Source organism: Pseudomonas sp. JAI120 (genome assembly GCF_014207255.1).
In the GTDB taxonomy this organism is placed as follows: domain Bacteria; phylum Pseudomonadota; class Gammaproteobacteria; order Pseudomonadales; family Pseudomonadaceae; genus Aquipseudomonas.
In genome coordinates this window covers 1,311,640-1,324,959 of sequence record NZ_JACHCZ010000001.1, presented here as the reverse complement: position 1 = coordinate 1,324,959, position 13,320 = coordinate 1,311,640, and the positions used below count along the sequence as shown (strand labels likewise).

The 13,320-nt window shown below is 63.6% G+C and carries 12 protein-coding genes; 2 read left to right on the top strand and 10 right to left on the bottom strand.

Annotation, left to right across the window (positions count from 1 at the left end; all coding sequences use genetic code 11):
* Window positions 1-5 precede the first annotated feature (5 nt).
* The 10 genes from HDC32_RS06075 to HDC32_RS06030 form a co-directional block, all read right to left on the bottom strand.
* Window positions 6-701: an ABC transporter ATP-binding protein gene (locus tag HDC32_RS06075; protein WP_184742948.1), complete on the bottom strand. Its 696-nt coding sequence runs from the start codon at window positions 699-701 to the stop codon at window positions 6-8.
* On the bottom strand, window positions 701-1,450 hold the full coding sequence (locus tag HDC32_RS06070) for an ABC transporter ATP-binding protein (protein ID WP_184742945.1): 750 nt from the start codon (window positions 1,448-1,450) through the stop codon (window positions 701-703). The genes HDC32_RS06075 and HDC32_RS06070 overlap by 1 nt, the downstream gene beginning before the upstream one ends.
* Window positions 1,447-2,457: a branched-chain amino acid ABC transporter permease gene (locus HDC32_RS06065; protein ID WP_184742942.1), complete on the bottom strand. Its 1,011-nt coding sequence runs from the start codon at window positions 2,455-2,457 to the stop codon at window positions 1,447-1,449. The genes HDC32_RS06070 and HDC32_RS06065 overlap by 4 nt, the downstream gene beginning before the upstream one ends.
* Before the next feature lies 1 nt (window position 2,458).
* Entirely contained in the window at window positions 2,459-3,319 is an 861-nt protein-coding gene (locus tag HDC32_RS06060; RefSeq protein ID WP_131698193.1) for a branched-chain amino acid ABC transporter permease, read from the bottom strand.
* A 68-nt stretch (window positions 3,320-3,387) separates the two neighbouring features.
* A complete protein-coding gene (locus HDC32_RS06055; RefSeq protein ID WP_131698192.1) occupies window positions 3,388-4,590 on the bottom strand; it encodes an ABC transporter substrate-binding protein in 1,203 nt (400 codons plus the stop codon).
* Window positions 4,591-4,724: 134 nt separating this feature from the next.
* Window positions 4,725-5,492, bottom strand: a complete 768-nt coding sequence (locus HDC32_RS06050) for a FadR/GntR family transcriptional regulator (protein ID WP_131698191.1) — start codon at window positions 5,490-5,492, stop codon at window positions 4,725-4,727.
* A 107-nt stretch (window positions 5,493-5,599) separates the two neighbouring features.
* Window positions 5,600-6,349: an alpha/beta fold hydrolase gene (locus HDC32_RS06045; protein WP_184742939.1), complete on the bottom strand. Its 750-nt coding sequence runs from the start codon at window positions 6,347-6,349 to the stop codon at window positions 5,600-5,602.
* A gap of 108 nt (window positions 6,350-6,457) precedes the next feature.
* Complete coding sequence (locus HDC32_RS06040) at window positions 6,458-7,870, bottom strand: efflux transporter outer membrane subunit (protein ID WP_184742936.1); 1,413 nt, start codon at window positions 7,868-7,870, stop codon at window positions 6,458-6,460.
* Window positions 7,863-9,833 carry a MacB family efflux pump subunit gene (locus tag HDC32_RS06035; RefSeq protein WP_184742933.1) on the bottom strand — a complete coding sequence of 657 codons (1,971 nt, stop codon included), beginning with the start codon at window positions 9,831-9,833 and terminating at the stop codon, window positions 7,863-7,865. The genes HDC32_RS06040 and HDC32_RS06035 overlap by 8 nt, the downstream gene beginning before the upstream one ends.
* A 1-nt stretch (window position 9,834) precedes the next feature.
* On the bottom strand, window positions 9,835-11,004 hold the full coding sequence (locus HDC32_RS06030) for an efflux RND transporter periplasmic adaptor subunit (protein WP_131698187.1): 1,170 nt from the start codon (window positions 11,002-11,004) through the stop codon (window positions 9,835-9,837).
* A 347-nt stretch (window positions 11,005-11,351) separates the two neighbouring features.
* Here HDC32_RS06030 and HDC32_RS06025 point away from each other — a divergent pair, with 347 nt between their 5' ends.
* Window positions 11,352-11,834, top strand: coding sequence for a sigma-70 family RNA polymerase sigma factor (locus HDC32_RS06025; RefSeq protein WP_131698186.1), 483 nt, complete (start codon window positions 11,352-11,354; stop codon window positions 11,832-11,834).
* 119 nt (window positions 11,835-11,953) lie between these two features.
* On the top strand, window positions 11,954-13,291 hold the full coding sequence (locus HDC32_RS06020) for a lysine N(6)-hydroxylase/L-ornithine N(5)-oxygenase family protein (protein WP_184742930.1): 1,338 nt from the start codon (window positions 11,954-11,956) through the stop codon (window positions 13,289-13,291).
* The last annotated feature ends 29 nt before the right edge of the window (window positions 13,292-13,320 follow it).

The window sequence follows — 13,320 nt, the reverse complement described above, 5'->3', positions numbered from 1 at the left end:
TCCCGTCAGGCGCTCAGCGCCAGGTAGCGGTTCTTGATCGTCGGGTCGGCGCGGAAGGCGGCGGCGCTGCCCTCGTAGACCACGCGGCCCTGTTCGAGGACGTAATGGCGGTCGGCGAGCTTGTCGCAGACCATCAGGTTCTGTTCCACCAGCAGCACCGGCAGGCCGTCGTCCTTGACCTTGCGCAGGATCTTCACCAGCTCGTCGACGATCACCGGGGCCAGGCCTTCGGTGGGTTCGTCGAGGATCAACAGTTTTGGATCATTGAGCAGGGCGCGGGCGATGGCGAGCATCTGTTGCTCGCCGCCGGAGAGCGCATGGCCGGCGTTCTTGCGCCGCTCCTTGAGGCGCGGGAACATGCCGTACACGTCTTCGAGCTGCCAGCGGCTGGTCTTGCGGACGGCGATGCGCAGGTTTTCCTCGACGCTCAGCAGGCGGAAGATCCCGCGATTCTCCGGCACCAGCGCCAGGCCCTGGCGGGCGATCTCAAAAATCTTCCGACCCACCAGTGCCTGGCCGTTGAAATGGATCTGCCCTTGGCGCGGACAAATAATCCCAAGGATGCTGCGCAGGGTGGTGGTCTTGCCGGCACCGTTGCGCCCGAGCAGGGTCACCAGTTCGCCGGGGTTGACGCTCAGCGACACGCCTTCAAGCACGTGGCTCTTGTCGTAGTAGGAATGGATATTCTCGACGATCAGCATCAGGCGGCCTCCCCAAGATAAGCACTGCGCACGCGTTCATCGGCACGCACGAACTCCGGCGTGCCTTCCACCAGGATCTGCCCGTGGCTCATCACCGTGATGCGTTGGCTGATGGACATGACGATGCTCATGTTGTGTTCGATCAACAGCACCGTGTGGTCGCGGCCGAGGTCGCTGATCAGTTGGGTCATGATCGGGATGTCATCGATGCCCATGCCCGAGGTGGGCTCGTCGAGCATCAACAGTTTCGGCTTGGAGCAGATCGACATGCCCACCTCCAGCACCCGTTGCTGGCCGTGGGACAACTCGCCGGCCAGCGTCTCGGCGCGGGCGGTAAGTTGCAGGCGTTCGAGCACCTGGTCGGCCATCTCCAGATGTTCGCGCTTGCTGTCCACGCGGCGCCAGAAATTCAGCGCACGTGCACCGTCGCGGCCCTGGGCAGCGAGGCGCAGGTTCTCGCGCACGCTGAGGTTCTGGAACAGGCTGGTGAGCTGGAACGAGCGCGCCATGCCCAGGCCGACGCGGCCGTGGGCCGGCTTGCGCATCAGGTTCCTGCCGTCGAAATGAATCGCCCCGGCCGTGGCCTGGCGTTCACCGGTCAGGCAGTGGAACAGGCTGGTCTTGCCCGCGCCGTTGGGACCGATGATGGTGTGGATGGTGCCGGCTTCGACCTTGAGGTTCACGCCGTTCACTGCCCGGAACGCGCCATAGGCCAGTTCCAGGTCTTGGGTTTCCAGCAGGATGCTCATAGCCCTTCCTCCTTGGCGACGACGTCTGCCTTGCGACTGCCGCGCACGCGCTCGAACAACGCGGCCAGGCCGCCCCACAAACCGCCGCGCATGAAGATCACCACCAGGATCAAAATCACCCCCAGCAACATCAGCCAGCGCGGCCACAGGTCGGAGAGAAAATCCCCCAGCAGTACGATGGAACCGGCACCCAGCAACGAGCCGAACAGCGAACCGGTGCCGCCGACAATGGTCATGATCAGGATGTTCTCGGACATCGCCAGGTCGATATTCGACAGCGGTACAAAGTGCAGCAGCATGGCGTACAGCGCCCCGGCAATCCCGGTGACTGCGCCGGACAGCACGAACACCAGGATCTTGAAATGCCGCGTGTCGTAGCCGATGGCCGAGGCGCGGGTTTCGTTTTCGCGGATGGCCATCAGCGTGCTGCCGAACGGCGAGGCGATCACCCGGCGTGCGCCAACGAAGATCAACAGGAACAGCACCGCGACAAAGCCATAGAACGCACGGGCGTCGGCCAGGGACAGCAGCACGGTGTCACCGAGGCGAATCTCGGGGCGTGGCACGCTGAGCAGGCCGTTGTCGCCGCCGGTCCAGTCGCTCAAGGTGTAGGCGACGAAGTAGGCCATCTGGCTGAACGCCAACGTGAGCATCACGAAGTAGATGCCGGTGCGTCGGATCGCCAGGGCGCCCACCAGCAGGGCCAGGAAACCACCGGCGACGGCAGCGCCGAGCAACGCGGTGAACAAACCCAGTTGCAGGTGGATCATCAGCAGCGCCGCGCAGTAGGCGCCGGCACCAAAGAAGATGCCTTGGCCGAATGACAGCAGCCCGGTGTAGCCCAGCAACAGGTTGCAGGCCAGGGCCGCCATGGCGAAGATCAGGATCTCGGTGGCCAGGGTCGCCGAGGGCAATATCAAGGGCAGGCCGATCAGCACCGCCACTACCCACAGCAACATGGCGCGCGATTGCGTTTTGGCAAACGGCAGGGGATTTTTCTCGCTCATGTCAGGCTCTCCCAAACAGGCCGTAAGGACGCACCAGAATCACCACGGCCATGGCGCCGTAGATCATCAGGCTCGCGCCTTGGGGCCAGAGTGTGGTCATCAGGCTTTGCACCACGCCCACCAGTAAACCGCCGACCAGTGCACCGCTGAACGAGCCCATGCCGCCGATCACCACCACCACGAAGGCGATGCCGAGAATCTCCGGGCCCACGAACGGCTGGGCGCCGCGCAACGGCGCGAACAGCACACCGGCCATGCCGGCCAGGCCGACGCCGAGGGCGAAGGTCATGGAGAACAGGCGGAAGATATTCGTGCCGAGCAGCGACACGGTCTCGGTGCTTTCACTGCCGGCGCGCACCAGGGCGCCAAAGCGCGTGCGCTCCAGCAGCAGCCACAGGCCCAGGCCAACCAACCCGGAAAACACAATCAGGAACAGCCGGTAGTACGGGTAGACGAAATCACCCACCACCAGCACGCCGCGCAGCAGTTCCGGCACGGCGACGCTTTTGCCCACCGGGCCCCAGATCATCACGCTGGCTTCCTGGATGATCAGCGCGATGCCCAGCGTGACCAGGATCTGGAACATGTGCGGCAAGTGATAGATCCGCTGGATCAATACACGCTCGATCACCCAGGCCAACGCGGCCACCACCAGCGGCGCAATCAACAGCGCCAGCCAGAAGCTGCCGGTGAGGCTCACGGCGGTGTAGCAGATGTAGGCGCCCAGCAGGAAGAACGCGCCGTGGGCGAAGTTGACGAAGTTGAGCAGGCCGAAAATGATCGTCAGCCCGACCGCGATCAGGAAGTAGATCATCCCCAATCCAAGGCCGTTGAGTATCTGGAACAGGTAAAGATTAAGCATGCAGAAACCCTCGAACAGGTGGCCGCCGGGGCGGCCCTGCCGTGTACAACCGGTGAAGTTTTAGCGGATCAGGCGAGCGTACAGCCCGTGGCTTCCACCGGCGGGAATGACTGGCCGGCGTTGAGCACCTTGGCCAGGTCATCCTTGTCGGCCATGTCGCCGGCGGCCTTGCCGACCAGCAGGTAGTAGTCCTTGATCACCTGGTGGTCGCCGGCGCGAATCGACTCTTTGCCGGTGGGGCCTTCGAAACTCAGGCCCTGCATGGCCTTGGCCACGGTCGGCCCGTCGAAGCTGCCGGTGGCGATGATGGTGTCGAGCATGACTTTGGTGCTGATGTAGTCGGCGGCCAACGGGTAGGTGGGGTTGATGCCGTACTTGGCCTGGGTCAGCTTGACCAGCTCGCGGTTGAGCGGGGTGTCGACCTGATGCCAGTACTGCGCGCCGAGGTACACGCCTTCGAGGATGTCGCTGCCCAGTTCCTGGAACTGGTCGAGTCCGGCGGACCACACCAACAGCACTTTCATGCGCTCCTTGATGCCGAAGTTCACCGCCTGGCGCAGGGTGTTGGACGATTGGCTGCCAAAGTTGAGCAACACCAGCACATCCGGCTTGGTGGAAATGGCATTGGTGAGGTAGCCGGAGAATTCCTGTTCCTGCAGCGAGTGGTAGCTGTTGCCGACGTGTTCCAGGCCGTGTTCCTTGAGCACGTTTCTGGCGCCTTCGAGCAGCGCTTCGCCGAACACATATTGTGGCGTGATGGTGTACCAGCGCTTGGCGTCCGGCAGCAGTTTGATCAGCGGCACCATGGTTTCGCGGATGGCGCCGTAGGTAGGCACCGACCAGCGGAACGTGGCGTGGTTGCAGTCTTTGCCGGTGACTTCATCGGCCCCGACCGGGGTCATGAATACACCGCCGACCTTGTCGACTTCCTTGGCCACCGCCAGCGCCGACGACGACAGCGTGCAGCCCTGGAAGAACCGCGCGCCGTCCTGCTGGATTGCCTCCTGTACCTTGCGTACGGCTTTGCCGGCGTTGCCCTCGGTGTCGATGACCTTGTAGTTCAATGGGCGGCCCAGGAGCTCGGTGTGTTGTGCCACCGCCAGGCGCGAACCCATGTCGGCAAACTTGCCATAGCTGGCAAAGGCGCCGGACATGGACTTGAGGCCGTAAAAGGTAAAGGGCTCGGCGGCGAATGCGGACCGTACGCTCAGCGGAAGGCTGAGGGCGGCGGCCGCAGTAAGACTGGCTTTCAATAACGTACGACGCTGCATGGGGTGACTCCCTGGTTTAGTTATTGGCAGGAGTAGCAATGGCGATACGGTGGAGCAGGGCCTGTGGGCAGGCCTGTTATTGGGGTAACGCAATGTGCGGTTTGTAATGCAGTCAACTGTGGGAGGGGGTGTTCTTAAGAGTGATCGAACTCCAGTAGAAAGTGCGGGCTGACCTGGCCTTCCAGCGCGGTCATATGGTGTTCGGCGTCGCACATATGTTCATGCATCAGGCTGCGTACCGCGCCCTCATCCCCGGCGCGAAAGGCGCTCAGCAGTTGCTTGTGATAGTCGAGGTTGGCGGCGTCGAACTGCTTGCGCTTGGGCTTGTAGGCTTTTTTCAGCACCACCAGGTCGCGCAGCAGATCGTTGAGAAACTGCGCCATAAAGCTCAGCAACGGGTTGGGGCAGGCCTTGGCCAGCAGGTTATGAAACTCCAGTTCCGCCAGGCGTTGCTCGCGCTGGCCGGCTTCGCTGTCTTCGGGAGCGCTGCAGAAATCCACGTTGTCCTGCAGGGCCTGGTAGTCGTCTTCACTCAGGCGCCCGAGCACTGACACCGCCAGCTCCACTTCGATGACCTTGCGCAATTGGTACACCTGCTCGCCATCCAGGTGCTGAAAGTGCAGGTAGTTACGCAGGGCACGGCTGGCGGGTTCAGTGCCGGCCTGGTTCAGGTAGGCACCGCCGCTGGGGCCGGTGCGGGTACTCACCAGCCCCTCGACCTCCAGGGCCTTGAGCGCTTCACGGGCCGAGCCCTTGGAGCACTGGAAGCTTTCCATCAGCTCACGCTCGGTGGGCAGGCGGTCGCCGGGCTTCAAGGCGTCGGTGACGATGGAGCGCTTGACCGACTCGACAATCACGTCGGACAGCTTCTGGCGTTTGCGGCGTAGCGGGCGAGTCAGCATGGGGTCGATTTATCGTATTAATGCGGATAAATAGCACTTAATAACGATTGAGACGGAGCGTCAACGCAGGGTGTCGTTTTCGGCGGCAACAGGTCGTAAATGACGCCCTACTCCCAATTACCCGAATCCAGGCAGCGCGTAGAAGGGGGTGGTTGCTTGCCATAGGCCAGGAAGTCGCCGACCCACTGGCTGACGCAGCCGCTGGTCCCCGTCTGAGCCGCCTCCTTGAGGTGCAGCTGTTCGACCAAGGGTGCGGCCTTTTCTCCGTATGGGGCATTGACCAGGACCATGCGCGCGACGCGTTCCGGATACAGCGTCCCGTAGCGGTTGCCCAGCCGCGAGGCGTCAGCATTGCCCAGGTAAAGCAGTTGCGCATCGCCCAGTTGGGCACGTACGAACTCCATGTCCCGTGCGGCCTGTTCGACGCTTTTGTCGTGCTTGAGGTCGCGGGGGCTGAGTTCGATGACGTCATAGTAATTGAGCAGCCTGCGGTAAGCCTGAGTGGAGTAGTCGCCCCAGCGGCTGGCCAACTGAATGGCGAAGGTGCCGCCGGTGTTGCTTCTCGAGGCGTTGCCGGCCTGGGCGAAGACCAGGCCGGCGCGGTTCAGCGGCTCGCGGGCGCCCACACGGGTCAGGTAGAGACGGATGCTGCCTTGACGCGGCGCCGCGTAATTGCGCGGTACGGTCACGATGCCACACTGGGTGCGCGACAGCACCTCGGGGTCCAGCCGTTCGGCGGCGGGAAGGGGGCAGTCGAGCAGCCAATCAATGGCGGTGGGTTTGATCAGTGGCTCTGCCTGGCCAAGGTTTGCCATCAACCAGAAACAGCCGCACGCGAGGTATTTTGCAACATTCATCCAGTGGTCCCTGGCAGCCGTGTGATAGCGGCATTTTTTACCAAGGAACCTGGGGCGAAGAATGTAGGGGCGGTAGACGACTCGTGTACGAAATTGGAGTTTTGTTTATCAGATTTTGGTTTTCCAACCGCCGCCCAATGCCTTGTACAGCGCGATGCTGGCCTGCAGGCGCGACAGTCGCAATTGCACGTTCAAGTCCTGGGCGGCATACAGGGTGCGCTGGGTTTCCAGCACCGTGAGCAAGTCTTCGGCACCCGCCTGGTAGCGGCTTTCGGCGATCTGGAAGGCGGTTTGGGCCTGTTGCAGTTCTTCCGTTTGCCATTGGCGCTGCTGGTCCAGGCGCGTGATGCTGCTGAGGGCTTTTTCCACATCGGCAAAGCCATTGATGATCGCGCCTCGGTAGGTTTGCAACAGCTCATCCTGGCGGGCGCGCGCTTTGTCGCGCTCGGCGCTTAAACGGCCGTTGTTGAAGATCGGCCCGACCAGGCCGGCCGTCAGTGTGTAGTAGGGGCTGCGCAGGACGTCCAGGGCCTTGTAGGCGTCGGAGCCGAGTGTGGCGCCGAGGGTCAGGGCCGGCAGCATGGCGGCGCGGGCCACGGTGACGTCCGCCTGGGCTGCCGCCAGTTGGGCCTCGGCCTTGGCGATGTCCGGCCGGCGGCTGAGCAGCTGGCTGGGCATGCCGGCACCGATGGTTGGCCAGGTCAGGTCCTGGAAAGGTTCGGCGCCCAGGTCCAGGGCCTGAACCGGCTGGCCGAGGAGGGCGGCAAGGGTGATCTGGGATTCTTCGGCCAGTTGTTGAATCAACGGCAGTTGGCGTTGCTGGCTGGCCACCAGGCTTTTCTGCTGGGCCAGTTCCAGGGCCGTGGCGGAGCCTGCGTCGTAGCGGGTCTGCACCAGGTCGAGCACGTTACGCGCATTGGCCAGGTTCAACTCGGCGATCTGCTGGCGCTGGCGGGCCGCGAGGGTTTGCGCGTAGCGGTCGGCTACGCTGCTGAGCAAGGTCAGCTCCACGGTGGCCTGGTCGAACTCGCTGGCGCGCAGGCTGTGCAGGGCGCTGTCACGGGCAGCGGCGCGGCCGCCCCAGAAGTCCACCTCATAACTGGCGGTAAGGTTGACACCGAAATTGTCGACGGCGTCATCGCTTTGCGAGGCGTCCAGGTCCGGTCCGCCCGGGCCGTGCAGCAGTTTCTGGTGGCTGGTGGCGAGGTTGAACTTCACCTCGGGCAACAGTGGCGCCCCGGCAATCACCGCACTGGCCTGGGCCTGGCGCACGCGTGCCATGGCGGCGGCCACGTCGAAGCTGTCACGCCGGGCCTGGTCGACCAGCCTGTTCAACCGTGGGCTGCCGAACTGCGTCCACCAGCGCTGGTTGGTGGCCTGGGCGGCGTCGCGCTCGGCGAACTGCCAGGCGGCCGGCGGCGCGATACCGCTGTCCACGGCGGACGGGTCACCGGCGCAGGCCGTGAGCAGCAGGCACAGGCCGAGTGCGGGCAGGTGCGCGGGGATGGATCGTTTATTCACTGGTCAACGCCTTAACCGGATCGAGCCGGGCAGCTTTACGGGCCGGCATGAAGCCGAATACGACGCCGGTGACCAACGCGCAACCGAATGCGCCAAGCACCGCCACCAGGGAAAACTGCACCGCCACCTGGGCCAGCACCAGCACGCCGCCCACCAGCAGGGCCAGGGCAATGCCACACAGGCCGCCGACCACCGACAGCATCACCGCCTCGGTCAGGAACTGGCGCAGGATGTCGCGCTGGCGCGCGCCGGTGGCCATGCGGATGCCGATCTCGCGGGTGCGTTCGCGCACGGTCATCAGCATGATGTTCATCACGCCAATGCCGCCTACCAGCAGGGAAATCGCGGCAATCGAGCCGAGCATCAGCGAGAGGGTGTTCTGGGTGCGCGCCTCGGCCTGGATCATCGCCGCGTTGTTGGTCAGCTCGTAGTCGCGCTTGCCGTTGTGCAGCTTTTGCATCAACTGGTCGATGGCCACCTCGGCCTCGCGGACCTTGCGCGCATCGGCGGCGGCAATCACCACGTATTCGGGGTTGTAGCTGCCGAACAGGCGCACGCTGGCGGCGGTGTAGGGGATGGCGATACGGTCATCACTGTCCTTGTTGCCGGAGCTGGCGCCTTTTTCCGCCAGCACGCCGATCACCTGGAACGGGACGTTCTCAATCAGGATGTATTGGCCGATGGGGTCGACCTCACCCTTGAACAGCTTTTCACGCACACGGTGACCGATCACCGCCACGGTGGCGGCGGCGCGCTCGTCGGCCGCGGTGAAGTAACTGCCCTCGACCACCGGCCAGTTGAAAATCACCGGGAAGTTGGTGTCATTGCCGCCCACATAGGCCATGTAGTCGACGTTGCCGAAGCGCACCCCGGCCTCACTGCCGTTGACCGGCATGATGCGCTGGACCTGGGGTAATGCCGCCAGTGCGTGGACGTCGTCGAGGGTCACGATACCCAGCGGCGTGCGCGGGTTGGGCGATGATCCACTGAGGTAGATAATGTTGGAGCCGAACGCCCCCATCTGCGCCATGACCTGGCGCTTGCTGCCTTCCCCGACCGCCAGCATCACCACCACCGAGGCCACGCCGATGATGATCCCCAGCAGGGTCAGTGCGGTGCGGAAGCGGTTGATCCACATCACCCGCCACGCAGCCTGGACGGCGTCCACCAGTTCGGCCCTCCAGGCACCGTTGTGTTCGGCGCCGTCGGCCAGGCGCTGGCGCAGGTCCACGGCTTGCAACGCGCCGCCGGTGGCCGGTGGGGGCGCGGCACCGTCATCGGCCGAGTCACTGATGATCAGGCCATCGCGAATCTCGATAATGCGGTTGGCCCGCGCCGCCACTTCACGGTCGTGGGTGATCAGGATCACCACATGGCCCTGGCTCGCGAGTTCATCGAGCAGGGTCATCACCTCGGCGCCGCTGTGGCTGTCGAGGGCGCCGGTGGGTTCATCCGCCAGGATGATGTGGCCGCCGTTCATCAGCGCGCGGGCAATCGAGACGCGCTGTTGCTGACCGCCGGACAACTGGTGCGGACGGTTGCCGGTGCGCTCGGCCAGGCCCAGGCGGGTGAGCAGGGCGTGGGCGCGGGCATGGCGCTCGGTAGCGCTGATGCCGGCATAGATCGCCGGCATCTCGACGTTCTCCTGGGCCGAGCCCGAGGGGATCAGGTGGTAGCCCTGGAACACAAAGCCGAACGCCTCGCGGCGCAGCCAGGCCAGTTCGTCGCTGTCCAGGTGGGCGACGTTTTCCCCCGCGAACAGGTACTCGCCTGTGCTTGGGCGGTCGAGGCAACCGAGGATATTCATCAGCGTGGACTTGCCGGAACCGGAAGCGCCGACGATGGCGACAAATTCCCCGGCATGGATCGACAGGTCGATGCCGCGCAACACGTCAACCTGCGGGCTGTCGCCACCGCCGTAGGATTTGCGGATGTTCTTGAGTTCGATCAGGGGTGTGGTCACCTCAACCCCCGTTGCCGTCGGCCGGGCCGATCAGCAGGTGATCGCCTTCGTGCAGGCCGTCGAGCACTTCGACCCGCAGGCGATCGCTGATGCCCAGGTGCACTTCACGTTCTTCGATGCGGCCGTTGGTGGCGACCACGCGGGCGATCTGTTTGTCGGCACTTGAGGTGCCCAGCAGCGCGGCCACCGGTGCGGTGAGGACATCCTTGACCTGGCTGGCGACGAAGAATACCTGGGTGGTCATTTCGGCCATCAGCGCGTTGTCGCTGTTGTCCACGTCCAGCAGCACGGTGTACAGCACCACGCGCCCGCTGCCGCTCTTGCTGGAACTGTTGGGGCTGCCGCTGCCCTGGGTTTCATTCAGCGGCTTGGGCGGGATCGGCAGGATCTGCCGCACGGTACTGGACCAGCGCCGGTTGCCGCCGCTGAGGGTGGTGAAATAGGCGGTCATGCCGGGTTTGACGTGGCCGATGTCGGCTTCCGAGACTTCCGCCCACACGGTCATCGGCGACAACTTGGCGATCCGCAGGATCAGCGGGGTCTGCTGCTGGGCGTTGAGGGTCTGGCCGACCCGCGCATCCACCGCCACCACGGTGCCGGTCATCGGTGCGTAGATGCGCGTATAGCCCAGTTCCGCTTCATCGCTGCGCAGGCTGGCCTGGGCCTGGAGAATCTGCGCCTGGAACATATCGACTCGGGCCTGGGTGGCGCTCAATTCGGCCTTGGCGGTTTGCACATCCTCCTCGCGGGTGGCGTTGCCGGCGGCCAGGCGCTGTTGGCGCTGGTACTTCTGGCGCGCCAGTGCGTGCTGGGCTTTCTGCTCCTGCAGCTGCGCCTTGAGGTTTTCGATGGCATAGCGGCTGGCGTCGAGCTTGGCTTTTTGCGTCGAGGGGTCGATCTCCACCAGCAATTGGCCTTCCTGGACCTGGTCGCCGGCTTCGACGTGGATCTTGCGAATCTGTCCGGACGCCTGGGCGCCCACGTCGACATACCGGCGCGGTTGCAGGGTGCCCAGGGCCGTGACGCTGTTTTCGATATTGCCGCGGGTGACGGTAACGGTGGTCAGGGTCTCACCCCCCGTCGGCAATACCTGCCAGGCGGCGACGGCGATGATGGGAATCAGGCACGCAATAGCTAGCAAGGCGCGTCGGGCAGGGCGAGGGCGTTTCATGCTTAGGTTCCAGCCAGGAAAGTTCGGAGCGCAGTTGCGCAGAGCTGACAGTTAAACGAGAGAATTGCCCAAAGATTTAGGCTGATACATAAGCGGTTACAGGTCGTGTGCAGAAAAAAATCGGCCTGTAGATGCAAGTCTTGTTTAAAAGTAGATGAGAATTACTATAAATTGCACCTACCCAAACTGCCATTACTGAATGGCCTGTATTTGTTGTAGGAGCGAGCTTGCTCGCGAAGAGCTCAAGGACGCCGCGTTCACTCTGGTTTCCCGCGTTATCGTTGAGGTACTTCGCGAGCAAGCTCGCTCCTGCCGGACCTAATGCCGCCGCCCGGGGGCCAGGAGTCATGTTGGAAAACTACTATCGCGAGCTGGTGTGCTTCCTCAACGCCAAGCTGGGCAACCGCCAGGTGGCCGAGGATGTGGTGCATGACGCTTATGTCCGGGTGCTGGAACGTTCCAGCGAGACGCCCATCGAACAGCCCCGTGCGTTTTTGTATCGCACCGCGCTGAACCTGGTGATCGATGGACACCGGCGTAACGCCTTGCGCCAGGTCGAACCCCTGGATGTACTCGACAGCGAGGAGCGCTTCGCCGCCGGTTCGCCCCATGCCACCCACGACTACGGCCAACGCCTGGCTATGCTCGAACGCGCCCTGGCCGAGCTGCCGGCGGCCTGTCGCGACAGCTTCCTGCTGCGCAAACTCGAGGGCCTGAGCCACCTGCAAATCGCCGAGCGCCTGGGTATTTCCCGCACCCTGGTGGAAAAACACATTGTCAATGCCATGAAGCACTGCCGGGTGCGGATACGCGAGTGGGACGCGCACTGATCACTGATCAGGTAAATTTTATTTCATTGTCCTCGTTTCCTATCAACACATGACCTGTTGTGCAGGTCTCGAAGGTATTCCCGCCCCACCGCCAAGGGGCTTATCCAGAGGACACTGGAATGACACAGGCAATTGCTTCGCCCGCGGTTCACGACCTGATCGGTATCGGTTTTGGCCCTTCGAACCTGGCGCTGGCCATCGCCCTGCAGGAGCGCGAAAAGGCGCAGGGCAAACTGGACGTGCTGTTTCTCGACAAACAGGCCGACTATCGCTGGCACGGCAATACCCTGGTGACCCAGAGCGAATTGCAGATTTCGTTCCTCAAGGACCTGGTGACCCTACGCAACCCCACCAGCCCGTACTCCTTCGTCAATTACCTGAAAGCCCATGACCGCCTGGTGGACTTCATCAACCTGGGCACCTTCTACCCGTGCCGCATGGAGTACAACGACTACCTGCGCTGGGTTGCCGGGCAGTTCCAGGCCCAGGCCCGCTACGGCGAGGAAGTGCTGGCCATCGAGCCGATCCTGCACCAGCAGCAGGTGGAGGCGCTGCGCGTGATTTCCCGCGATGCGCTGGGCGAGCAGCATGTGCGTACCACCCGTTCGGTGGTGGTCAGCGCCGGCGGCACACCGCGTATTCCCGAAGCGTTCAAGGCCCTCAAGGGCGACAGCCGGGTGTTCCACCATTCCCAGTACCTGGAGCGCATGGCCACCCAGCCTTGCGTGGACGGCAAGGCGATGCGCGTCGCAATCATCGGCGGTGGCCAGAGTGCGGCCGAAGCCTTTATCGACCTGAACGACACCTTCCCCTCGGTGCAGGTCGACATGATCCTGCGCGGTTCGGCACTCAAGCCGGCCGATGACAGCCCGTTCGTCAACGAAGTGTTCTCGCCGGCCTTTACCGACCTGGTGTTCCAGCAAGTCGGTGCCGAGCGCGAGCGCCTGGTCGCCGAGTACCAGAACACCAACTATTCGGTGGTCGACCTCGACCTGATTGAGCGCATCTACGGGATTTTCTACCGCCAGAAAGTCTCCGGCATCGCCCGCCAGGCCTTCCGCACCATGACCGTGGTCGAGAAGGTCACCCCCGGCCCCCTGGGCATCGAACTGGCCCTGCGCAACAACGCCAACGGCGAAACCAGCGTCAACCATTACGACGCGGTGATCCTTGCCACCGGCTACGAGCGCGAGACGCATCGCGCACTGCTGGCGCCGCTGGAGGAGTATCTGGGTGATTTTGAAGTGGCGCGCGACTACCGCATCGTCACCGATGAGCGCTGCAAGGCCGGCATCTACATCCAGGGCTTCAGCCAGGCCAGCCATGGCTTGAGCGATACGCTGCTGTCGGTACTGCCGATTCGCGCGGATGAGATTGCGGCGTCGCTGTTTGAAAACGACCGTAGCCGCGGCAAGGCGCGTTCGGTGCAGGATCTGCTCCTCGCCACCGCCAGCTGACAAGCTGCACTTGTGACACGGGGGGCTGG

Coding starts and splice junctions, on each gene's coding strand:
- HDC32_RS06075 (WP_184742948.1), bottom strand. CDS start 701: ATGCTGATCGTCGAGAATATCCATTCCTACTACGACAAGAGCCACGTG.
- HDC32_RS06070 (WP_184742945.1), bottom strand. CDS start 1,450: ATGAGCATCCTGCTGGAAACCCAAGACCTGGAACTGGCCTATGGCGCG.
- HDC32_RS06065 (WP_184742942.1), bottom strand. CDS start 2,457: ATGAGCGAGAAAAATCCCCTGCCGTTTGCCAAAACGCAATCGCGCGCC.
- HDC32_RS06060 (WP_131698193.1), bottom strand. CDS start 3,319: ATGCTTAATCTTTACCTGTTCCAGATACTCAACGGCCTTGGATTGGGG.
- HDC32_RS06055 (WP_131698192.1), bottom strand. CDS start 4,590: ATGCAGCGTCGTACGTTATTGAAAGCCAGTCTTACTGCGGCCGCCGCC.
- HDC32_RS06050 (WP_131698191.1), bottom strand. CDS start 5,492: ATGCTGACTCGCCCGCTACGCCGCAAACGCCAGAAGCTGTCCGACGTG.
- HDC32_RS06045 (WP_184742939.1), bottom strand. CDS start 6,349: ATGAATGTTGCAAAATACCTCGCGTGCGGCTGTTTCTGGTTGATGGCA.
- HDC32_RS06030 (WP_131698187.1), bottom strand. CDS start 11,004: ATGAAACGCCCTCGCCCTGCCCGACGCGCCTTGCTAGCTATTGCGTGC.
- HDC32_RS06025 (WP_131698186.1), top strand. CDS start 11,352: ATGTTGGAAAACTACTATCGCGAGCTGGTGTGCTTCCTCAACGCCAAG.
- HDC32_RS06020 (WP_184742930.1), top strand. CDS start 11,954: ATGACACAGGCAATTGCTTCGCCCGCGGTTCACGACCTGATCGGTATC.